This window comes from Embleya scabrispora DSM 41855 (assembly GCF_000372745.1).
Classification (GTDB): domain Bacteria; phylum Actinomycetota; class Actinomycetes; order Streptomycetales; family Streptomycetaceae; genus Embleya; species Embleya scabrispora.
The window spans coordinates 135,221-155,795 of the sequence record NZ_KB889607.1 but is presented as its reverse complement, the minus strand read 5'-3'; the positions used below and the strand labels follow the sequence as shown (position 1 = coordinate 155,795).

19 protein-coding genes are annotated in these 20,575 nt (G+C 71.1%); 9 read left to right on the top strand and 10 right to left on the bottom strand.

The window, feature by feature from the left end:
- Positions 1 to 35: 35 nt before the first annotated feature.
- Together cbiE and cobM are read left to right on the top strand one after the other, a co-directional pair.
- Entirely contained in the window at positions 36 to 1,295 is a 1,260-nt protein-coding gene (gene cbiE / locus A3IC_RS0111665) for a precorrin-6y C5,15-methyltransferase (decarboxylating) subunit CbiE (protein ID WP_020550230.1), read from the top strand.
- Between the two features lie 7 nt (positions 1,296 to 1,302).
- Positions 1,303 to 2,064, top strand: coding sequence for a precorrin-4 C(11)-methyltransferase (gene cobM, locus A3IC_RS0111660; RefSeq protein ID WP_020550229.1), 762 nt, complete (start codon positions 1,303 to 1,305; stop codon positions 2,062 to 2,064).
- Positions 2,065 to 2,162: 98 nt separating this feature from the next.
- Here the strand turns inward: cobM and A3IC_RS0111655 are convergent, their stop codons facing one another.
- The gene (locus A3IC_RS0111655) at positions 2,163 to 3,338 is read right to left on the bottom strand and encodes a cobalt-precorrin-5B (C(1))-methyltransferase (protein ID WP_020550228.1); all 1,176 of its coding nucleotides are present in this window, start codon (positions 3,336 to 3,338) and stop codon (positions 2,163 to 2,165) included.
- 17 nt (positions 3,339 to 3,355) lie between these two features.
- Between A3IC_RS0111655 and A3IC_RS0111650 the strand changes: the two genes are divergently transcribed.
- The gene (locus A3IC_RS0111650) at positions 3,356 to 4,180 is read left to right on the top strand and encodes a cobalt-precorrin-6A reductase (RefSeq protein WP_020550227.1); all 825 of its coding nucleotides are present in this window, start codon (positions 3,356 to 3,358) and stop codon (positions 4,178 to 4,180) included.
- 147 nt (positions 4,181 to 4,327) lie between these two features.
- On the opposite strand, the gene A3IC_RS0111645 is transcribed toward A3IC_RS0111650, so the two are convergent.
- The 3 genes from A3IC_RS0111645 to A3IC_RS53820 all read right to left on the bottom strand — a co-directional run bounded on the left by A3IC_RS0111645 (position 4,328) and on the right by A3IC_RS53820 (position 8,173).
- A complete protein-coding gene (locus A3IC_RS0111645; RefSeq protein ID WP_020550226.1) occupies positions 4,328 to 5,872 on the bottom strand; it encodes a precorrin-2 C(20)-methyltransferase in 1,545 nt (514 codons plus the stop codon).
- A 155-nt stretch (positions 5,873 to 6,027) separates the two neighbouring features.
- Complete coding sequence (locus A3IC_RS0111640) at positions 6,028 to 6,696, bottom strand: precorrin-8X methylmutase (RefSeq protein WP_020550225.1); 669 nt, start codon at positions 6,694 to 6,696, stop codon at positions 6,028 to 6,030.
- A gap of 82 nt (positions 6,697 to 6,778) precedes the next feature.
- Entirely contained in the window at positions 6,779 to 8,173 is a 1,395-nt protein-coding gene (locus A3IC_RS53820) for a hypothetical protein (protein ID WP_020550224.1), read from the bottom strand.
- 92 nt (positions 8,174 to 8,265) lie between these two features.
- Here A3IC_RS53820 and A3IC_RS53815 point away from each other — a divergent pair, with 92 nt between their 5' ends.
- Positions 8,266 to 8,775: a Fur family transcriptional regulator gene (locus A3IC_RS53815; RefSeq protein WP_020550223.1), complete on the top strand. Its 510-nt coding sequence runs from the start codon at positions 8,266 to 8,268 to the stop codon at positions 8,773 to 8,775.
- Positions 8,776 to 8,981: 206 nt separating this feature from the next.
- On the opposite strand, the gene A3IC_RS53810 is transcribed toward A3IC_RS53815, so the two are convergent.
- Entirely contained in the window at positions 8,982 to 9,704 is a 723-nt protein-coding gene (locus A3IC_RS53810; protein WP_158695916.1) for a polysaccharide deacetylase family protein, read from the bottom strand.
- A gap of 245 nt (positions 9,705 to 9,949) precedes the next feature.
- Between A3IC_RS53810 and A3IC_RS0111620 the strand changes: the two genes are divergently transcribed.
- Together A3IC_RS0111620 and A3IC_RS73450 are read left to right on the top strand one after the other, a co-directional pair.
- The gene (locus A3IC_RS0111620) at positions 9,950 to 10,474 is read left to right on the top strand and encodes a hypothetical protein (RefSeq protein ID WP_020550221.1); all 525 of its coding nucleotides are present in this window, start codon (positions 9,950 to 9,952) and stop codon (positions 10,472 to 10,474) included.
- A 228-nt stretch (positions 10,475 to 10,702) separates the two neighbouring features.
- Positions 10,703 to 11,458: a helix-turn-helix domain-containing protein gene (locus A3IC_RS73450; protein ID WP_020550220.1), complete on the top strand. Its 756-nt coding sequence runs from the start codon at positions 10,703 to 10,705 to the stop codon at positions 11,456 to 11,458.
- Between the two features lie 91 nt (positions 11,459 to 11,549).
- On the opposite strand, the gene A3IC_RS0111610 is transcribed toward A3IC_RS73450, so the two are convergent.
- Positions 11,550 to 13,058, bottom strand: coding sequence for an MFS transporter (locus tag A3IC_RS0111610; protein WP_020550219.1), 1,509 nt, complete (start codon positions 13,056 to 13,058; stop codon positions 11,550 to 11,552).
- 83 nt (positions 13,059 to 13,141) lie between these two features.
- Between A3IC_RS0111610 and A3IC_RS62165 the strand changes: the two genes are divergently transcribed.
- On the top strand, positions 13,142 to 13,843 hold the full coding sequence (locus tag A3IC_RS62165) for a TetR/AcrR family transcriptional regulator (RefSeq protein ID WP_020550218.1): 702 nt from the start codon (positions 13,142 to 13,144) through the stop codon (positions 13,841 to 13,843).
- 144 nt (positions 13,844 to 13,987) lie between these two features.
- On the opposite strand, the gene A3IC_RS0111600 is transcribed toward A3IC_RS62165, so the two are convergent.
- The 4 genes from A3IC_RS0111600 to A3IC_RS0111585 all read right to left on the bottom strand — a co-directional run bounded on the left by A3IC_RS0111600 (position 13,988) and on the right by A3IC_RS0111585 (position 17,395).
- Positions 13,988 to 14,269: a hypothetical protein gene (locus A3IC_RS0111600; RefSeq protein ID WP_158695915.1), complete on the bottom strand. Its 282-nt coding sequence runs from the start codon at positions 14,267 to 14,269 to the stop codon at positions 13,988 to 13,990.
- Between the two features lie 257 nt (positions 14,270 to 14,526).
- On the bottom strand, positions 14,527 to 15,678 hold the full coding sequence (locus A3IC_RS0111595; RefSeq protein ID WP_020550216.1) for a cytochrome P450 family protein: 1,152 nt from the start codon (positions 15,676 to 15,678) through the stop codon (positions 14,527 to 14,529).
- A 300-nt stretch (positions 15,679 to 15,978) separates the two neighbouring features.
- Entirely contained in the window at positions 15,979 to 16,854 is an 876-nt protein-coding gene (locus tag A3IC_RS0111590; protein ID WP_020550215.1) for an alpha/beta fold hydrolase, read from the bottom strand.
- 136 nt (positions 16,855 to 16,990) lie between these two features.
- Positions 16,991 to 17,395, bottom strand: a complete 405-nt coding sequence (locus tag A3IC_RS0111585; RefSeq protein WP_158695914.1) for a hypothetical protein — start codon at positions 17,393 to 17,395, stop codon at positions 16,991 to 16,993.
- A gap of 336 nt (positions 17,396 to 17,731) precedes the next feature.
- Here A3IC_RS0111585 and A3IC_RS0111580 point away from each other — a divergent pair, with 336 nt between their 5' ends.
- The gene (locus A3IC_RS0111580; protein ID WP_020550213.1) at positions 17,732 to 19,264 is read left to right on the top strand and encodes a hypothetical protein; all 1,533 of its coding nucleotides are present in this window, start codon (positions 17,732 to 17,734) and stop codon (positions 19,262 to 19,264) included.
- 246 nt (positions 19,265 to 19,510) lie between these two features.
- Positions 19,511 to 20,530 carry a hypothetical protein gene (locus A3IC_RS0111570; protein WP_020550212.1) on the top strand — a complete coding sequence of 340 codons (1,020 nt, stop codon included), beginning with the start codon at positions 19,511 to 19,513 and terminating at the stop codon, positions 20,528 to 20,530.
- The last annotated feature ends 45 nt before the right edge of the window (positions 20,531 to 20,575 follow it).

The following is a 20,575-nucleotide window of genomic DNA, read 5'->3' as shown; positions in this document are numbered from 1 at the left end:
GGTCCGCGTCTGGGCCCGGACCGGTGTCGAGGTCGGTGTCGGGGGCGCCGTTCTCCGGCACCGGCCCGGTCTGCGTGGTCGGGATCGGGGACGACGGCTGGGTCGGGCTCTCCGAGGCGGCGCGGGCGTTGGTGGGCGCTGCCGACGTGTTGGTCGGCGGCGCCCGGCATTTGGCCATGGTGGAGGGTGGCGCGGCCGAGCGGGTCCAGTGGCCGTCGCCGTTCTCGGTGGCCTTCGTCGCCGACCTGGCCGTGTCCCGGAAGGTGTGCGTGCTGGCCAGCGGGGACCCGATGTTCTACGGCGTCGGGGCCGCGCTGGTGCGCAGGTTGGGCGCCGACCGGGTCACCGTGCTGCCGGTTTCCTCGTCGGCATCGTTGGCCTGCGCGCGGCTGGGTTGGGCGGCGCAGACCGTCGCGGTGGTCAGCGCGGTGGGTCGCCCGCTCGATACCTTGGCGGCCGAACTGTCCACGGATGCGAGGGTGTTGGTCCTGAGCGCGGATGGGCTGACGCCGGGGCGCGCGGCCGTGCTGCTGTGCGAACGCGGGTTCGGGACGAGCACGGTCACCGTACTGGAGCACCTGGGTGGTCCGGCGGAGTCGGTGTGGCAGGGCAGCGCCGACGCGCTCGCGGCGGCCCCCGAGCGGCGGTTCGCGGACCTGAACGTGGTGGCCGTCCGGTGCGAGGGGGGTCCGGGGCTGAGTCGGTTGGCGGGCCTTCCGGACGATGTCTACGAGCACGACGGCCAGTTGACCAAGCGCGAGGTCCGCGCGATGACGTTGGCCGCGCTCGGACCGCGTCGGGGCGAGCTGTTGTGGGATGTCGGCGCGGGTAGCGGAAGCATCGGGATCGAGTGGATGCGGACGCACCCGACCTGCCGGGCCGTCGGCTTCGAGACGCGCGCGGAACGGGCCGAGCGGGCCGCGGCGAACGCGATCAGACTCGGCGTGCCGGACCTGCGGATCGTGGTCGGCCGAGCGCCGGACGTGCTCTTCGGCCCGGCCCCGGACGCGATCTTCATCGGCGGCGGGCTGACCGTGCCCGGTGTGGTGGAGCGTTGCTGGGCCGCGCTGCGCCCGGGCGGGCGGTTGGTGGCGAATGCCGTCGTCGCCGAGACCGAGGCCGAGTTGTTGCGGCATCGTGCCGTGTTCGGCGGGGAGTTGACCCGCATCCAGGTCACCCGGTCCGCGCCCGTGGGCCGGTTCACCGGGTGGCGGCCGGCGATGCCGGTCACCCAGTGGGTGGCGGTCAAGCCCCGCTTCGAGTCTGTTACCCAGCCTGATTCCCGCGAGGAGTAGTGCAGCCATGACCGTCCACTTCATCGGCGCCGGCCCCGGCGCGGCCGACCTGATCACGGTGCGGGGGCTGCGGATCATCGCCGCGTCGCCGGTGTGCCTGTACGCGGGTGCGCTCGTGCCGCGCGAACTGGTCGACGCGGCGCCGCCCGGGGCCCGTCTCGTGGACACCGCCGAGCTGAACCTGGATCAGATCGTCGAGGAACTGCGCGCCGCACACGCGGCCGGGCACGATGTGGCCCGCCTCCAGTCGGGGGACACCTCGTTCTTCAGCGCGGTGGCCGAGCAGCAGCGCCGGCTCGACGCGCTGGGCATTCCGTGGGACATCACCCCGGGTGTACCGGCGTTCGCCGCCGCCGCGGCGGCGATGGGTCGCGAGCTGACGCTGCCCACGGTGGGCCAGACGGTGATCCTGACCCGAGTGGCCGGCAACGCGACGGCAATGCCGCCGGGCGAGGACCTGGCCACGCTGGGCCGCTCCGGCGCGCTGCTGGTGCTGCACCTGGCGGTGGGTCAGGTCGAGCGGGTGGTCGCCGAGTTGACCCCGCTGTACGGAGCCGAATGCCCGGTTTCGGTGGTCGCGCGCGCGTCCCGCCCGGACGAATTGATCGTGCGCGGCGAACTGGCCGATCTGGTGTCCCTGGTGCGCGACAACGGGATCAAGGCGGTGGCGATCATCATGGTCGGCCGGGTGCTGGGTGAACCGGGTTTCTGCGACAGCCACTTGTACAGCGAGATCCGCGATCGCACCGAGCCGAGGCCGGTCGGGTGAGCGGGGCGGGTCCGGATCGGGCGCCGGTCGGCGATCCGAACGGGTCGGGGCATGGAGCGGAGCTCGGTTCGAGGCCGAGTCGGGGACGCGGGTTCGGCCTAGGCTTTGTTCGGTGCGGCGCGGCCGATGATGGTGCCCGTGCGATTGATTGCGATCACGTCTACGGTGATCGGCAGTTCGCTGCCGCGCAGCAGGGCTCGGGCGGCGTCGCGGGCGGCTTCCGCGACGGCGTCGCCGAGCGGGACGTCGGCCGCGCGGGCCAGTTCGAGCGCGTGCAGGGCGGTGTTCGCGGCCCGGATGTGCGCGGCCAACTCGGCGTTGCCGCCGACCGCCGTGGCCCGGTCGGCGAGGGCGTCCAGGTTCACCTGCGAGCGGCCCGAGTGCAGGTCGAGGTGACCGTCGGCGAGCTTGGAGAACTTGGCGAAGCCGCCGGCGATGGTCAGGCGCGGAATCGGGTGCCGGCGCAGGTACTTGAGCAGCGCGCCGGCGAAGTCGCCCATGTCCAACAATGCCGTGCCGGACAGGCCGTACACCTCGGCGCCCACCCGCTCCGAGGTGGTGCCGGTCGCGCCGAGCACGTGCGTCTCGCCGGTGGCCAGCGCGACGTCGATGCCACGGCGGATGGAGTCGATCCAGGCCGAGCACGAGTACGGGATGACGACGCCGGTGGTGCCCAGGATGGACAGGCCGCCGAGGATGCCCAGGCGCGGATTCCAGGTCTGTTCGGCGATCCGGGCGCCGTCGTCCACCGACAACTCGACCGTGACGTCACCGGAACCGCCGTGCGCGGCGGCCACTCGGGCCACCGCTTCCCGGATCAGCCTGCGCGGGACGGGATTGACGGCGGGTTCGCCGACCGCGAGTGGCAGGCCGGGCAGGGTCACCGTGCCGACGCCGGGGCCGGCACGGAAGGTCACGCCGGTGCCGGGCGCCGCGTGCCGCACGGTGGCCCGGATCAGCGCACCGTGCGTGACATCGGGGTCGTCGCCGGCGTCCTTGACCACACCCGCCATGGCGGCTTCGGCCGCGCGGTCGTCGGTCGAGGGGCGAACGGTGGTCGCCGGCTCGTTGGCGGAAAGCCCGCCGGTCGTCGGCCGCGCCGTCGTGAGTTGCTCGACGGCGAGTGCGAACGCGGGTGTCTGGCCGCCCGGCAGCCACACGGTCACCGGGTCGGGGAATTCGCCGGTCAGCAGGGCCTGGTAGGCGGCGGTCGCCGCGGCGGTCGCGCATGCTCCGGTGGTCCAGCCCCGGCGCAGGCTATCGGGGCGGGTCATCGGTCGAGGAGCCAATCGTGAGCGGATCGAAGGAAGCACGCACCGACGCGCCCGGCGACGGGTCGCCGAGCGGCGGGCCGACCGGCGGCCGCGTGGTGCTGCTGCTGGGAGGTACCGCGGAGGCTCGGGTGCTTGCCGCGCGGCTGGCGGCCGTACCGGGGCTGCGGGTCGTGTCGTCGCTGGCCGGGCGTACCAGCGCGCCCGTGTTGCCGGTCGGCGAGACCCGGGTGGGTGGCTTCGGCGGCGTGCCCGGCCTGGTCGCGTGGTTGCGGGCACGGGCCGCGGTGGCGGTCGTCGACGCCACCCACCCGTTCGCCGCCCGGATCTCGGCGAACGCGGTCACCGCGTGTGCCGAGGCGGGCGTCCCGCTGCTGCGCCTGCAACGGCCGGGGTGGACCGCCGTACCGGGTGACCGCTGGTATCCGGTCGACTCCGCGGACGAGGCCGCCCGTGTACTGCCCGGCCTGGCCCGGCGGGTGTTCCTGACCACGGGCCGTCTGGAGACCGCGCCGTACGCACACCTGGACGACCTGTGGTTCCTGCTGCGCAGCGTCGAGCCGCCGACCGGGGCACTGCCGCGGGCCTGCGAAGTCCTGTTGTCCCGAGGGCCGTTCACGGTCGAGGACGAGATCGCGCTGCTGCGCGACCGGCGCATCGACGCGATCGTGACCAAGGACAGCGGCGGCGCCCCGACCGCGGCCAAGCTCACCGCCGCCCGCGAGCTGGGCCTGCCGGTGGTGCTGATCCGCCGCCCCGAGGTACGCGCGCCGCAGCAGGTCACCGACGCGGCGGCCGCCGCGCGGTGGGTCCTGAGCGGGTCGGCCGCGGCGGCCGGAACGTGAGTCGCGCACGCCACTCACTGTGACACACGGCCGCCGCGGGTCGATCTTGGCGCCCCGGTCGGGCAGTGGGCCGCTCGCGCCGAGCCACCGCCCCGGTCGGGGCGGGCCGACCCGACCCAGGATCGTCGACACGGGTGCCCCGGGTCGTCAGGCCGGGTAGCGCCGCGGCGTGTACACGCCGGTGCCGCCGTCCGGCCGGCGGTAGGTGCGGGTCTGCGACGAGCCGATGATCAGCAGCGTACGCATGTCGACCACCTCCGGATCCAGATCGGCCAACCGGACCACGTGCACCGCCTCGGTCGGACCGCCGACGTCGCGGCCCACCACCACCGGGGTGTCCGGCGCGCGGTGCTTGAGGAACAGGTCGCGGGCCTCGGCGACCTGGGTGCGCCGGGTCTTGGAGGCCGGGTTGTAGATCGCGACCGCGAGGTCCGCCTCGGCGGCGGCGGTCAGCCGACGCTCGATCACGTCCCACGGCTTGAGGATCGCGGACAGGCTGATCACGCAGAAGTCGTGGCCCAGCGGCGCCCCCGCACGAGACGCCACGGCCTGCATCGCGGACAACCCGGCGACCACCCGGACCGGGACCTCGGTCGCCGTCTCGTGCGCGGCCTCCAGCACGGCGGACGCCATCGCGAACACGCCCGCGTCGCCGGAGGAGACCACCGCGACTCGGCCTCCCGCCTCGGCCAATCCGATGGCGTGGCGCGCACGTTCGGCCTCGACCCGGTTGTCGGTGCGATGCCGCTTCTGGCCGGGACGGGGCTGGACGCGATCCACGTACGGGCCGTAGCCGACCACGTGGTCCGCGGCGGCGAGCGCGGCGTGCGCGTCGGGGGTGAGCCACTCCGGACCGGCCGGCCCGAGACCGACCACGTCGATCGAGCCGAGTTCGCCGGTGGGTTCGGGCAGCACGTACGCCGGCTCGGGCACCCGCGGGGTGCGGTTGGTCGCGAACTCGCCGCCGGGGGAGGCGGATGGAGTGATCACGAGGGAGAAGTACGGGACGTCGTCCGGCACCACGTCGGCGAGCGGGCGCACCTGCTGCCGATCGGTGGTCGCGCGCTCCACGTACCACGTGCGATCGGCCAGCCCGGCCTGCTCGAACGCGCCGCGTACGGCCGGGAAATGCCGCTTGCCGAGCTTGATCACCGCGGCCGAGTCGGTGGTTCGCAACCGCGCCGCGAGCACGTCGGCCGGGAGCGTGCCGGGCAGGATCGTGAGCACCTCGTCGTGTTGTACGAGGGGCCGGCCCAGTACGGCCGCGGCGCCGCTGACCGAGGTCACCCCGGGGACGACCTCGACCGGGTAGCGGTCGGCGAGGCGTTCGTGCCAGTACATGTACGAGCCGTAGAAGAACGGGTCGCCCTCGCACAACACCGCGACGTCGCGACCGGCGTCCAGATGCGCGGCGATCTCGGCGGCGGTCGAGTCGTAGTAGTCGGCGAGCGCGCCGTCGTACCCGCCGGGGTGATCGGTGCTCTCGGTGGTCACCGGGTATTCGAGCGGGAGGCGAAGCTGAGTGTCGTTCAGATACGGCTCGGCGATGGTGATCGCGACGCCGCGTGCACCCTTTTTGACCGGATAGGCGACCACGTCGGCCGAGGTGATCAGGCGATGGGCCTTGAGGGTGATCAGCTCGGGGTCGCCCGGGCCGAGGCCGATGCCGTACAGGCGGCCGGTGGTGGTCACGCTGTGCTCCTGGGGTGGGTGGGTGTGCAGGTGGTGTCGGGCGGTGGTGCGGTGGTGCGGGGTGGTCGGGTTCGTCGGTGGGCTCGGGTCCGGCTTCGGCGCCCCGCTGCCGGCGCGCTGCCCCGGATCCGCGGCTGCGGACTCCGGTCCGATGCCTATTCTTGTTCGCTCGCCAGTGCGTTCAGCGCGGCGGCGGTCATCGCGCTGCCGCCGCGGCGACCGTGTACGACGAGGTAGGGGATGCCGGCCGGGTGCTCGGCCAGGGCCTGCTTGGACTCGGCCGCGCCGATGAAGCCGACCGGGATCCCGATGATCGCGGCGGGGTGCGGGGCGCCCCGGTCGATCAGTTCGAGCAATCGGAACAGCGCGGTGGGCGCGTTGCCGACCGCGACCACGGCACCGGCGAGGTCGTCTACCCACAGGTCCACGGCGGCGGCGCTGCGGGTGGTGCGCTGCTCGGCGGCCAGGACCGGCGTACGCGGGTCGGCGAGCAGGCAACGCACGTCGTTGTCCTTGGGCAGCCGCTTGCGGGTCACTCCGGACGCGACCATGTTGGCATCGCACAGGATCGGCGCACCGGCCCGCAACGCCTCGGCCCCGACCCGCGCCACCTCGGGATGGAAGCCGACATCCCGCGGCAGGTCGGTCATGCCGCACGCGTGGATCATCCGGACGACGACGCGCGAGACGTCCTCGGGGAAGCGGGTCAGGTCCGCCTCGGCCCGGATGGTCGCGAACGAACGCCGGTAGATCTCGGCTCCGTCCTTGATCCAGTCGTCCACGTCGGCTGCTCCTTTGTCCGAGGGGGTGGTGATGGTCGTCATCGGTATGGGTGGGTCGCGGTCGTGGTCGCGCGGACGGACGGGAGCCGCGCCCGATGCACACGCCGGGCGAAGGCGTCGACCGTCATCCAGGGGTGGACGGTGTGGGTGGGCCCGGAACGGGCGGGTGCACCGAGGGTGGCGGTGTCGCCGCCCGGCCGGGCGGGACGGTTTCGTACGTGCCGTCCTCGCGGGCGACCAGGAGCGTCGCGCCGGCGGGCTTGCCGCATGCCCGGGAACAGCCGACCCAGTGGGTGTCCGCGCGGTCGACGGCTCGGGGAACATCGGCGGGCGGATGACCTGTCGCCCGGTGGTCCCTCGCACGACGACCCGCCGGAAGGGGAGCCATTGTCGGGGCGCCCGAACGATCCGTGCCCACGAGCGTGGCGTCGGGGGACGAGCGGCCCAGCGCGTGTCGAGCGGCCTCCGAGCGGACGTCGGCCAGTGCTCGGCGGCACGCGCCCAGGCCGCTGCACGCGGTCACGCCGCGCCACGGGGAAGCGGGGTCGCACGGCAGGCCGGCTGCTTCGAGGGCGGCCACGGTCGCGGCGGGGTCGGTCACGTCACGGACCACGACGCCTCGGGCACTGGTGATCCGCAACTCGGTCCGCAAGCCGACCAGGGCGGCCAGATGATGCCGCGTCAAGCGTCCGAGTGGCACCAGGGCCCCGACGGCGAAGCGGCCGTCGGATTGCGCGAGCACCCCGATCGGTGGCCGGCTGCCGCCGCGGTGACGGGGCGGCGCGGCGCTCGCGGTGGTCGGCGCGTGGTCGCGGCTGGGCGCGGAGCCCTCGGACGGGGCGGGCTCGGCCGCGAGGGCGGCAGCGAAATGGGCTGCCCCGCCGGGGAGTTCGCGGATGTGCCAGGCGCCGGTGTGGGCGCGGGCGGTCAGGAACGCGCGGGCCGCGTGCACGATGGCCGCCGGGGCGTCGGCGGGGCCGAGGCGCAGGGTGGTGTCGTGGCCGGCCACGTGCAGCGCCAAGGTGTGCTCGGTGAGTGCGACGAGGTCCAGGTCGTGGCGGGACGAGGCGATCGGGAGCCCGCCGTCGTCGATGCCGATCAGGAAGCGGCCGGAGAGGGCGGCCAGGTCCGGGGCCGCGCACAGGGCATGGTCGACGGCGGTGAGTACGGCGTCGGCATCCAGCAGGGCGCTCGGATCGCGGCCGGCGAGTGGGCTCGCGAGGATGTTGCGCACGCGGTCGTGGCTGCGGGAGGGCATCAGGCCGGCCGCGGCGATGGCGTCGGCCAGGGCGGGCAGGTCGGCTTCGGCGAGGCCACGCAGTTGCATGTTGGCGCGTGCCGTCAGGTCGACCGAGCCCGTACCGAATCGCCGTGCCAGGACGGCGAGTTCGCGTAGCTGCGCGGGGACCAGCCGGCCGCCGGGGAGGCGTACGCGCGCGATCAGGCCGTCGTCGGCCGGGGACGCGTCCACGACTCCGGGGCAGGCGTCGTCGCGCTCCCGGACCACCACCGCATCCACCGCCCTTCGTCGCGCCTCGATGTCTCGTATCGGTACGCCCGGCCCGTCACCCCATGCCGGTTGCCGACCGGCCAGATGCGACACTGTTGCATATGGACGACGGCGTGCAGCACCCCACCCCCGACCCGGTCGTCGAGGCGGTGCGGCAGATCCGCGCGCACGGCGAGCGGGTCACGGTGGCGCGCACCGCGGTGCTTCGGGTACTCGCGGACGCCGACGAGCATCTGAGCGCCGACGCGATCTTCGCCGCGGTGTCCCGCGCGGCGCCGGGCGTGCACCGGACCACCATCTACCGCGCGTTGGACGCCCTCGAACGCCTCGACCTGGTCGCCTTCACCCGCCTGCGCCACGACGCGGCCACCTATCACCTGGCGGGCCACCTGGTGGGCGGCACCCACGTCCTCGTACGTTGCCGCCTCTGCGGAACGGTCAGCCACGCGCCGGGCGACCTGCTGGACGAGGTCGCCTCCCGGCTGGCCGCCGAACAGGGCTTCGCCCTCGACCCGACGGCTGTCGCGCTGACCGGCCGCTGCGAGACGTGTACGAAGCACGTAGGCCCCCTCGACCACACCCACGTGAACAAACCCCCCAGGCACCCCTGAACCGGGCGTCAGCCGGCGAAGGACGCGGTCTCGGCGGCCGATCCGGCAGCGCGGCGACGCCTCGCCGCCCGACAAGCCTCGCCGACGGCGCGGCCGACTTCCACCCGTCGGGGCACGCCGACGCCCGCCGCGCCCGGCCCCGCCTGCGCCGTCGGCCCGCTTTGGGTACGCGGGGCCGGCGGGCGCGGAGTTCGGGCCGAGTGGGATCAGGTGGGTTGGACGAAGCGGTAGCCGGCTGCCAGGAGCCGGGGGAGCCACTGTTCGAGTGCGGCGACGGTTTGGGAGCGGTCGCCGCCCGCGTCGTGGTTGAGGATGATCGAGCCGGTCGTGGTCGCGGCCAGGACGCGCTCGACGATCTCGCTGGTGCCCGGCTGCTCCCAGTCGCGCGGATCGACCGACCAGCCCAGTGGACGAAGGCCGTTCGCGCTCAGTGTGCCCATCACCTCGGGTGACCAGCGGTTGTACGGCGCGCGGAACCAGCCGACCCGAAGGCCCGGCAGCACACGGTCGATCGCGATCAGGTTGCGTTCCACCTCCTCCGCGACGCCGGCCGGCGGGAGTTGTTGCAGATTGGCGTGCGACCACGAGTGGCCGGCGATCGTGTGGCCCTCGTCGTGGACCGCGCGGAGCAGTTCGGGGTGGAGCTCGACCTCCGTGCCCACGACGCAGAACGTCGCGCGGACCCGGAATCGCCGCAACACACGCAGCACCTGCGGGGTGTACTCGGGATGTGGTCCGTCGTCGAAGGTCACCGCGATCCGCTGCGGTCCGGCCTTGACCTCGCGCACCGGTTCCTGGGCGAAGGCGGGGCGGGGGGTGGGCTGTCCGTCGGTGGCGACGGCGGACGGGGTGGCGACGGAGAGAAGACCGAGGGTGGCGGCGGCGCTCATCAGCAACGTACGGCGCGACGTGGCGGAGGTGGTGTCCATGTCGAGTGTCTTGCACATGTCCGGGACCGCGATCGCGAGGACACGCACGACTCGGCCGGACTTCACTGTTTCGGCGCAACAAGGTTCGAGCGGGCCCGGATCCGACCTCGGCGGTACGCCGCACCCCGCGCTCATCCCCGCGGTCGACCCGGACCTGATCCGTCCGTCGATGTCCCGCGCCTACCCCTGCTGCCAATATTCGGTACATGATCACATCACGGGGGACCACCGCTTCGTCTTCGTCCTTGCCCGATCCCGTCGTTCCGCCCGCCCCGCGCTGGGCGATCCTGGCCGCGCACGCGGCGGCATTGACTCCGTTGCCGTCGGCGATCTGGCGGTTCGGGCTCGTGTTCGGCAACCACGGCGGATACACCGAGCAGGGCTACGCGAACATGCACATGACGGGATGGGGCGCGCCTTGGGTGATCTTCCTCAGTCTGAGTACCGAACTGGCCGCCCTTCTCACCCTCGGGCTGGTTCGCCCGTGGGGTGAACGTCCGCCGCGCTGGGTCCCGTTCGTGGGTGGGCGAAGGATGGATCCGGTGGTCGTCACCCGGGTTGCCTACATCGGAGTGGCGGTTCTCGTCCTGTTGTGGGCCCAGTTCCTGTTCTGGTGGCTCGTCCCGCACGACGACATGACCGAATCCGGCGCCGACCTGCTCGGCGTGCTGTATCTGCCGCTGGTGCTGTGGGCGCCGCTCCTGGCGATCGTGACCCGTTCGTACCACCGGCGCCACCTCGGCGAACCCGCCCCGGACGGCGCCGCGTAGTGTCCGGAGCGGCGCCTTTCGGTAGTCTTTCCGATAATGGAAAAGCTACGTTGCGTTCAAGAATCCTTCGAAACGGCTATTGCACGTAGGTGTCATCTACTCGGCTCAGCGCCAGACGACGTTGCAACCATGCCATTATCATTGCAACGAATGTCGCGTTGATGCGTTGCAATGAATGAAAAGTGAACGCTAGGCTGGGGCGCCAGGGAAGCGCGAAGGGAGATCGTGATGCCGGGAGGCAGACTCACCCAGCAGGAACGCCGGCAGATCGCATCGGGGTTGGCCGACAGCCTCGCCTACGCGGAGATCGCCCGAGGTCTCGACCGCCCGACCTCGACGATCACGCGCGAGGTGACGCGCAACGGCGGCCCCACCGCCTACCGTGCCGACCTGGCCCACCGCGCCACCGAACGCCGCGCCCACCGGCGCAAGCACACGCCGCCCCGGGGACAGGAGGCGCCGACGCAGGGCCACGGGCGCGACGACGAGGCCCTGCGCGAGTACGAGGAGACGTTCACCACCCTGTTCATGCAACAGGGCCTGCCCAAAATGACGTCCCGGGTGCTGACCTGCCTTTTCACCACCAACGCGGGCAGTCTCACCGCGTCCGAACTCGTCCGGCGCCTCCAGGTCAGCCCGGCGTCCGTCTCCAAGGCGGTCGCCTTCCTCGAAAGCCAGGGCCTCATCCGCCGGGAACGCGACGAACGCCGCCGCGAGCGCTACCTCGTCGACAACGACGCCTGGTACCAGTCGACGATCGCCGGCGCCCGCGGCGTGGCCCAACTCGCCGAGACCGCGCGGCAGGGCGTCGGCGTCCTCGGTCGCGACTCCCCGGCCGCCGCCCGCCTGGAGAACCTCGCCCGCTTCAGCGACTTCATCAGCGAGAGCATCATCCGCGCCGCGGAGCAGGCCCGCGAGGTCCTGCACACGAAAGCCGAAGCGACCCCGGGCGACACCGCCGAGTCGGGTTCGGAGCGCGCGTAGGCAGCCGTCTCGACCGGCCGGGTGGCGGCCCGACCCCGCGGCCCGGGCGGGCGCCCGGCGCCGAGGCGGTGTCACCCATTCGGCGCCGCTGCTACTCGCGGCCGGCGTGGTGTCGTTCGGTGGCCACGCCGACCACGATGCCGAGCAGGGCCGCCATGCCCATCAGGCCCGCCTGGATCTCGAAGGCTCGGCTGAAGCCGTCCACCGTGGCCTGCCCGGCGAGGACGCCGGAGGCCATCCGGTCCTTGGTGTGATTCGTCGCGACCGTGACCAGGACCGCGATGCCGACCGCCGCGCCGAGCTGCTGACAGGTCGTCACCATGGCCGAGGCGACGCCGCCCTCGCCCTCGCCCGCACCGCCGGTCGCGGTGTGGATGATCGCGACGAAGGCCACGCCCAGCCCCAGGCCGGTGACCACCAACGCGGGCAGCAGATGCCCGGTGTACGAACTGTGCTCGTCCAGGCGGCTCATCAGCCACATGCCGCCCGCGGCGATCGCCGGGCCCACGCTGACCGGCAACAACGGTCCACGGTTGGCGATCAGTTTGGTGGACACCGCAGCTCCCAGGCCCATGCCGACGCTGAACGGCAGGAACGCCAGGCCGGTGTCCATCGGCGACCACCCCTGGATCCGCTGCATGTACAGGGTCAGGAAGAAGAACATCGCGAACAGGCCGCCGGCCGCGACCAGGACCAGGACGTCCGCGAGCACCAGGTGCCGCATCCGCAACAGCGCGCGAGGCAAAAGGGGTTCGGCCGCCGAACGCTGGCGCAGGGCGAAGCCGAGGGCGAGCACCGCCGCGACGGCCAGGCCGAGCAGGGTCCGGGTCGAGCTCCACGGGTGGGTGGGGGTCTCCACGACGGTGTACACCAGCGTCAGCACGGCGGCGGTCCCGATCGCCGCACCGGCGAAGTCCGGTACCCGGCGCGCCGCTTCGCGATCGTCCGGTCCGATCACTCGGGGCAGCGCGAGCAGCGTCAGGGCGCCGATGGGCAAATTGATCAAAAAGATCCAGCGCCAGTGCGCCCACTCGACGAGCGCGCCGCCGAGCAACAGTCCGGTGGCTGCGCCGAGTCCGGTGAGCGCGGCCCATGTGCCGAGCGCGCGGGCCCGTTCGGCCGGTTGGCGGAACGTCGCCAGCAGGATGGCCAGCGCGGCGGGGGAGAGCAGCGCACCGGCGATGCCCTGTGCGGCGCGCGCGCCGATCAGCACGCCCGAATCGGGTGCGATCCCGCACACGGCCGAGGCCAGTACGAACAGCACCAGGCTGATGCCGAACAGGCGGCGCCGACCCAGCAGATCGGCCAACCCGCCGCCGATCAACAGAAAGCCGCCGAAGGTCAGGAAGTACGCGTTGGTGACCCAGGACAGCGAACTCTCGGTGAAGTCGAGATCGTCGCCGATGGTCGGCAGCGCGACGTTGACGATCGTGTCGTCGACGAGCAGCACGAACTGGGCGACGCATACGAGCAGCAGGACGAGCTTCGGGTTCACCGAGCGACCGGGGGAGACGGCTGCGGCGACTGCGTCGGACGCGCCGGAGGAGGCGGAGCCGGCCCCGATCGTGGACTCGGTGGCGGGTATCCCTGAGGAAGCCATCGGATATTCCTACGTTCGTAGAAGTAAGTTCTATAGTTGTAGAGAAAATTTCTACGAGCGTCAAGCTCGGGGATAATGGACACATGCCGCACGTCAACGACCCCGACAGCACGCCCGAGCCCCCCGCCGCGCCCTCCGTCCCACCGGAGGCAGCCGTAACTCCCGTCACCGCCGACGCGCGCGGTTCCGCCGCCGGCTCGTCCGCCGGTTCGGGGCGGGTGGACCGGCGCGCACTGATGCTGGACGCGTCGATCCGGGTGCTTGCCACCAACGGCCTGCGCGGGCTGACCCACCGTGCGGTGCAGGAGGAAGCGGGGCTGCCCAATGGCTCGGTCACGTACTACTTCAAGACCCGGGACCAGCTGATCCTGGCGGTGGTCGAGCGGATGGCCACGCTGGACAGGGCATACGCCGGCGAGGTCACCCACAAGCTGATGCGGATGACGGCGGTTCGGCCGATCGCGATCGACTACGCGGAACTGGCCCACTTCATCCGCACGTGGTGGGACGCGACCCGCGAAGTGCAGTTGGCTCGCCTGGAACTGGAACTGGCGGGCGCGCGCGAGCCGTTGGTGCGCGAGACGATGATCCGTTGCCAGGCCGAGTTCCGCGGTTTCGCGGAGCTGGTCGCGCTGGCGTTGGGGTCCACGAACGCGCGCCTGGACGGGCACATCATGCTCGCGCTGCTTCAGGGAGTGCTGTTCGACCACGTCACGCGCGACTGGGACGACCCGCGGATTCTGGAGATCGGTCTGCGCCGGGTGATCGAGTCGGTGATGCTTTGACCCGGATCCGCCGTGAGCCGTGGCTCGACCTGGGCGGCCAGGGGCTCGGCTCGGCCCGAGCGCGCGGGAGTGGGCGGCCGGGCCGGCCGTCGGAGTGATGCGACGGCGGGTTCGGCCTGCGGGGCGGCACGCATGCGCCGCCGGTCAGCGCTTGTGGACGGGCGTGTCCGAGTCGTGGACCACGTTCGTGATCCGGCTGACTCCGTCGACGCGCGCGGACAACGACGGCAGGATGCCGAGCGAAGGCCCGACGGCCAAGGCCACGATCATCAGCGCGCCCATCGCGGCGGCCTGCGTGGTGCGCCGGGTCCACCAGCGCACGCCCGACGGCCGATCGCCTCGGATGCGCGCCGCCGGCGCCCGGTCGTGGGTCCCTCGGTCGGGTACGCGGTGCACGTGCGTGAAAACCGCTCGACGAACAGACATCTGCTCCGACTCCCCATCCATCGCACGCCACTCTTCGACGGTCGTGGCGTAGCACCGCCGATCCCCTGCCGTGCTCCATACACTGTCGTGCTTTTCGGCCCCGACGTCACTGGGAATCCGGCCGCCTCACAGGGTTCTCACAAAGTTGTGACACTTCGCTGTTCGCAGGGGCGCGAGGACGGGAGCGATGCGGGGAATCGGCGCATACCGATCCCGAGGACAGGCAGCGTGGCGGCCGGCCCGATTCGGGGGACCGGTCAGTTGCCGAGTTCCACCGGCAGGGTGCTCAGGCCGCGGACTCGGACCGACGGCTGCCAGGAAATCGGCGCGTGGCGGCGGGCCTTCGGGAAGCGGGTCAGGACGGTGCGGACCGCGAGTTCGGCCTCCAGGCGGGCCAGCGGTGCGCCGATGCAGTAGTGGATGCCCTGGCCGAAGCTCAGGTGGCGGGCCGGATCGGGGCGGTCCAACTGGATCCGGTCCGGGCGCGCGTAGCGGCGCGGGTCGCGGTTGGCCGAGGCGATGGACAGGAAGACCGTGTCGCCGGCCGGGATGGTGACACCGCCGAGTTCGATGTCTTCGAGCGGGAAGCGGCGAATCGCGAGCAGGGCCGGCGACATGTGCCGGGCCACCTCCTCGACCAACACCGGAACCGCCGCCGGATCGGCGCGCAGCGCTTCGCGCAACGCCGCGTCCTCGATCGTCGCGTACAGGGCGCCGGCCATCAGGTTGGCCGAGTTCTCGTAGCCCGCGAAGAGCAACAGGAACGCCAGGGAGGTCAGTTCGTCCTCACTGAGCCGGTCTTCGGCGTCCCGGGCGGCGATCAGCGCGGACAGCAGATCGGGTCCGGGGTCGGCGCGCTTGGCGGCGAGCAGCGCGACGAAGAACGCGTACATCTCGCGCACCGTCGAGCGGATGCCCTCGCGGGTGGCGTCCGCGCCCAGTACGGCGTTGGTCCAGGTGCGGAAGTCGGACCGGGACTCGGCCGGGACGCCGAGCAGTTCGCAGATCACCCCGACCGCGAAGGGCGATGCGAAGTCCGCGACCAGGTCGACCCGTTCGCGGCCGGCGAGGTCGTCGGCCAGGGATTCGACGGTACGTTCGAGGCGGGGACGCAGGTCGGCGGTGTGCCGCGGGGTGAATGCCTGGCCGGCGAGGCGGCGCAGGCGGGTGTGGTCGGGCGGGTCCATGTTGAGCAGGTTGGCGTCCAGGGCGGGCGGGAGTTCGAATCCTTGGTAACCGCCGGGCTTGGCATGCCTCTTGTCCAGCGAGAACCGCGGGTCGCCGAGTGCCGCCTGGACATCCGCGTTCCTGGTGACCAACCACGCGGGGCTGCCGTCCGGCGCGACGATCGCGTGTACGGGGCCGGCTTCACGCATCCGGGCGAAGACGCCGTGTGGGTCGTGGGCCATGGCGCGGGCGACATCCACCGGAAACCGCTTTCGTTCGGCAACAACGTATTTGTCAACCTAGCGCTCAGCCGACTCGCGAGGCGAACGCGCGCACCCGACTCGGGAGCGGGAACGTTCATGTACGGGCCGGCTCGGGGTCGCGGGCCCCGCTGCCAGGACACCGGCCGTGACGGCGGCGGCCCGGTCGCTCCGGCCGGCGGCCGGATCCGCCACCGGTCGGAGCCACCGGATGGTGTCGGGAGATCGGCGGTCGACTGCACCGTTACAGGCGGTTCAGGAAGCCCGCGCCCGGCGGGGTGATCAACCGCCGTTCCAAGTGCGGGTCAGGAAGTCCGCGATCAGGGGCGCGATTTCCGGGAGTTTGTCCTCCAGGGCGAAGTGGCCGGTGTCCAGGATGTGCAATTCGGCGTCCGGCACGTCGGCGAGGTAGGCGTGTGCGCCGGGTTCCGGGAAGAAGATGTCGTTGCGGCCCCAGACGATGAGCGTCGCCGGGCGGTGCTCGGCCAGCCACGCCTGCCACTGCGGGTACAGCGCGACGTTGGTGTGGTAGTTCAGCGCCAGATCGACCTGGGCCTCCTTGCGCCCCGGCCGGTCCAGGAAGTGCTGGTCCAGGGTCCAGCCGTCGGGGGCCACCAGGGTGGGGTCGGTCGTGCCGCCCTCGTACTGGCTCCGGGTGACCGGCAGCACCAGGAGTTCGGCGGCCTTCTCCCGAGCGCCCGGCACGTCGGGGGTGAGCGCGATGAAGTCACGGGCCATCTCGGACAGGCCCTCGGCGTACGCGTTGGCGTTCTGCACGATCAGCCCGGCCACCGCCGCCGGTCGCCGCTCGGCCAGCCGCAGGCCGATCGGGCCGCCGAAGTCGAAGGTGTAGAGCACGTACCGATCCAGGCCGAGTGTGTCCACGAATCCCTCGACCACGTCGGCGAGGCGGTCGAACGAATAGGTGAACCCGACCGGCACCTCGGTGTGCCCGAACCCGGGGTAGTCCGGCGCGATCAGCCGAAAGTCGTTGCCCAGCGCGTCCATGAGCCGCCGGAACTGATGCGAGGCCGACGGAAACCCGTGCAACAGAAGCATCGTGGGCGCATCCGCGGGCCCGGCCTCCCGATAGAACACCCGAGCCCCGTCGACGTCCACGAACCGGTGTGCAACCTGGGGAATGGCGGCGATGCCCATGATTTCTACCTTCGTCGGCGTGCTGATGCGTCAGTTGTACCGCCGAACGAACTAATGGGTCAAGCACTTTCAAAGCGTTAGATGTATCTCCGCTGGAGGGGTCGTCCGGCGAAAGATCCCCTTCCCGGCAGGCGGCCTACCGCATGGACTGGGTGACGTTGGCCTCCGTGTGATCCCAGTTGTCCGCGGCCTTGCGAACCCGGGTCACCCGCTCCTGCATGTCTTCGAGCAGGTGGGCCAGTTTCTCCGTCCAACGGTCGTGCACGTACTGGACGGCTTTGGTGACCTCCAGATTCCGACCCACGACGGCGTGATCGGTGCCTCGGAGCGAGTTCTGCACGCCGCCCTGGACCTCGCCGCGCAGTTGCTCCAGTCGCGTCGCCGAGGTGCTGAGCACGCCCGCGTCGACCCGGACCGATCCACCGCCGCCGGGGTCGATCGTCGACTGGAGTCTGGTCTCCACCGGGCCGGCGGGCTTGGCTTCGGGCGGCGCGGGCGGCGCGGAACCCTGGTATCGCCATGGGTTGATAATCATGTCCATGCTCTCGCCGTCGGCCATCGGAACCCTTTTCGTGCTGCGGGAAATTAATCGGCCCGACCGGGCCGCGAAGTGTGACCGAGCATACTTGCGGCCGAGGCCCGGAAGCGGATTCATCCGTACGGGATGAAAGTGGAAAATAGCATTCCGCTTGCGTTTCGATGTTCGGCGCGGAGACCCATTTGCCGGATGATCCGGACCTTTCGCATGAAACGCGGCCGGTATCACCGAGTCGACACATCTTGCGCCGGAAGTGGGTGGGCTCGGCTGCTAATCTCGTCGCCATTCCGGGCGGCCGGCGCGGATCGAGTGGCTTTATGAAGTCGGGGGATTGTTTTCGTGACGTTGACCGTCGAGGACCTTGAAGCCTGTTCACCGGACGCGCTCGATGCCGTCGCCGCTTCCTGGGAACAACTGAGCGCGGCGATGAGCGGTCGGCGGGAGTCCGTGGAGCACGACGTGATCGGGCCCTTGCGCGGCGGCGGTTGGGACAGCAAGGACGGCCGTCGGGCGGTGGAGCTCATCGGCTACGTCGGTGCCCAACTGGAGGCCATCCGCGCCGAGTCCGGCGCTATGGCATCGATCGCTCGGGAGGCCGCGGGCGAATTGCGGGCGGCGCAGAACGCGGTGCGGGAGGCGCTCGAAGCAGCTCGCCGAAGCAGGATCACCCGGCGCCCGGACGGCCGCCTCACCTGGCAGGCCGACACCGACAGCGAGCACGCCTCGCTCGAATCCCAGGCCAAGGACATAGCCGCCCGCATTGCCGCAGCGCTGCAGAAGGCGACCGACGCGGACGTCGTCGCCGCCAATACGATGCGCAAGAATGTGGATTTCGGCCCAAAGGACGACTTCAACGTCCGCGCGCTCGGAGGAGACTCGACCGCCGACGCGATGCGCGCCACCGAACTCCTGGCCAAGCTCGACACCGGGAAGGTGAATGCGCAGGATCTCGCGCTCCTGGAAACCCTGCTCAAACAGAACGGCGCGAACCCGGGCTTCGATGCCGAGTTGATGAGAATGCTCGGTCCAGGACGTCTGCTCGACGCCACCGAAAAACTGGAAGCCTTGGGCGGCGCGGCCGGGCCGAAGGCGACGCGCGAAACGGCCAAGCTGATCGAGGGGCGGGTCAGGGGCGCGTTGTCCACCGCCAGTGCGGAACTGGCGGGCGACGCCGAGTGGATGCGGCGTCTCAAGGAGGCCGGGCGCGAGGTCGAGCAGACGACCGGCGGACCGGGCGCCGCGTCGATTTTCGGATATCAAAAACTTGATCGGCTGCTCCGGGAAGGTACGTACGACACCAAGTTCCTGGGTGCGGTGGGCGAGGATCTGTTGGCGTTCGACAAGTCCATGAACAACGGTCAGGGCTGGGGCCCGGATCCTGCCCGTGACCCGGTCAACGGGTTCCTGGTCACCCTTTCCCACAACCCCGACGCGTCGACGGACTTCTTCACCGGCCCCAAGGGCAAGGAACACGTCGAGCAGATCGGCTTCGCACACGCCCTCGTGGATCCGCTGAACCCGGTCAGCCGGGAACGACCCCACCTCGATGCGTTCGGCGATGCCCTTGTTGCGGCCACCACGGGCCGACTGACCACGCCTGCCATGGCCGGTGCGGTGGAGAACGTGATGAATACGCTCGGTGCGAAGGGCGCTCCCGCGATCCTGAGCGAGTCCGGCGCCCTGCGTGGGAGTGTGACCGAGGTTCTGGCAAAGAATTCGGAATCCTTGCATCTTGCGCTGACCCAGGAAAGTGCGGTGGGTCGGCGCAGGCATCAACGGGGTATCCGCCGGTGCGATCTTCAAGGCTGCGGCGGCAGTCAATACCCATCCCATCCTCGCCCCTGTCGCGGCCATCGCGACCGCAGGCGTTAACGGGATCGTCGGGGAGTTCTTTCAAGCGTATCCGCCCGACGCAAGTGAGCACGCGAGGGAGCAAGTACACGGCGCGTATGTCAGCGGACGGGTACAGGTGGAAGGTGTCATGAAAACCTGGATGGCGGAAAATCCGAGCTATAAGAACGTGGAACTCGGCAACGAGGCCGGTCGTGCCTACAGCGCTGTCATCCCGTCGGAAATCGTGATGAAGTGAAAGCGTTTCGGGGTCGGCGCGGTGTCGTTGTGCTCGTCGGCGTGGTGGCCCTCGGGCTGGTCGTGGCGCTGATCGTGTTCTTGTCGACACGGAGCACGTCGGATCGACCGCGGAGCTATTGCTGGGGGTTGCTGCCCGCCGACGAGTTGGCGGCGTTGCTGCCGCCGGGAGAGTACGGGGAGGCAGCGGGGAAGGGGGCGCTTCGTTATCCGGCCGCGAACAGCGACGGGTGCATGGTGTACACGAAGATTCGGGGGCGGCCGCAGCTCGCGTTCCGGTACGTCCTTGACAAGGACTACCGGTCGACCGACCAGCACTACGGCATCGGCGGCCGCCTGCCGATTTCGACGCCGCTGGGTGATGGGCTGCTCGGCATGGCCTCGGATCTCGACGGCTGGCTACGGGTTCCGCCGTGCATGGCCGATGGGGAGACATCGTTCGCCCGAGTGACCGCCGAGGATCTGCGCATCCCCGAGCGGAATCATCCATTTTCCCGACTCGGGCTTCCCGGGAGAGCCGGGAACCGGGAGCGCATCGCGGCGACGATGGTGGCGTTGACCAACTCGGCGCGGCGGAAAGCGGGTTGCACGATGCCGGAGTTGCCCGCGCCTGCTCGACGGGGCGAGGTCGTGGCGACCGCGTTTGCGCAGGGGGCGACGCTGTGCGGAGTGCCGATCGCCGGGGTCGCACTTGGTGCGCATCCCACGTGGGTCGAGCGCTGGTCGGGACGCGATTCCGGGTGGGAGGACTGCATCGTTTCGGATGAGGCGAAGCCCGAAGAGGTGTCGGCGCTTCGGTTGGAAGTGCGTCGTGGCGTACTCGCCGACCTCGAATACGCGCGAGCGCCCACTCCCGAGACTGTGGGAAGGGTTGCCGAGTCGTATGTGCTCGACGGCAAGGGCTCGGAATACTTCGCCAGGTGTTCGGCGGGCAGTGTGAACTACCTGCTGACGATCAGGGCGGGGGTGCCGTTGCCGGCCTCGGATGCCATCCTGCGCGCCGTGCTCGCCGCCAACGCCGCGCGCGATGGTTGCGAGCCGCCGGCCTGAGGGTTCTGGACGGCTTTGGTGATCCGGCCGCCGACCCCAGGTCAT

What these genes read in the sequence shown, in the direction of transcription:
- cobM (WP_020550229.1), top strand. Translation starts at nt 1,303, where the DNA reads ATGACCGTCCACTTCATCGGCGCCGGCCCCGGCGCGGCCGACCTGATC.
- A3IC_RS0111655 (WP_020550228.1), bottom strand. Translation starts at nt 3,338, where the DNA reads ATGACCCGCCCCGATAGCCTGCGCCGGGGCTGGACCACCGGAGCATGC.
- A3IC_RS0111640 (WP_020550225.1), bottom strand. Translation starts at nt 6,696, where the DNA reads ATGACGACCATCACCACCCCCTCGGACAAAGGAGCAGCCGACGTGGAC.
- A3IC_RS53815 (WP_020550223.1), top strand. Translation starts at nt 8,266, where the DNA reads ATGGACGACGGCGTGCAGCACCCCACCCCCGACCCGGTCGTCGAGGCG.
- A3IC_RS53810 (WP_158695916.1), bottom strand. Translation starts at nt 9,704, where the DNA reads ATGGACACCACCTCCGCCACGTCGCGCCGTACGTTGCTGATGAGCGCC.
- A3IC_RS73450 (WP_020550220.1), top strand. Translation starts at nt 10,703, where the DNA reads ATGCCGGGAGGCAGACTCACCCAGCAGGAACGCCGGCAGATCGCATCG.
- A3IC_RS0111610 (WP_020550219.1), bottom strand. Translation starts at nt 13,058, where the DNA reads ATGGCTTCCTCAGGGATACCCGCCACCGAGTCCACGATCGGGGCCGGC.
- A3IC_RS62165 (WP_020550218.1), top strand. Translation starts at nt 13,142, where the DNA reads ATGCCGCACGTCAACGACCCCGACAGCACGCCCGAGCCCCCCGCCGCG.
- A3IC_RS0111600 (WP_158695915.1), bottom strand. Translation starts at nt 14,269, where the DNA reads ATGTCTGTTCGTCGAGCGGTTTTCACGCACGTGCACCGCGTACCCGAC.
- A3IC_RS0111595 (WP_020550216.1), bottom strand. Translation starts at nt 15,678, where the DNA reads ATGGCCCACGACCCACACGGCGTCTTCGCCCGGATGCGTGAAGCCGGC.
- A3IC_RS0111590 (WP_020550215.1), bottom strand. Translation starts at nt 16,854, where the DNA reads ATGGGCATCGCCGCCATTCCCCAGGTTGCACACCGGTTCGTGGACGTC.
- A3IC_RS0111585 (WP_158695914.1), bottom strand. Translation starts at nt 17,395, where the DNA reads ATGGACATGATTATCAACCCATGGCGATACCAGGGTTCCGCGCCGCCC.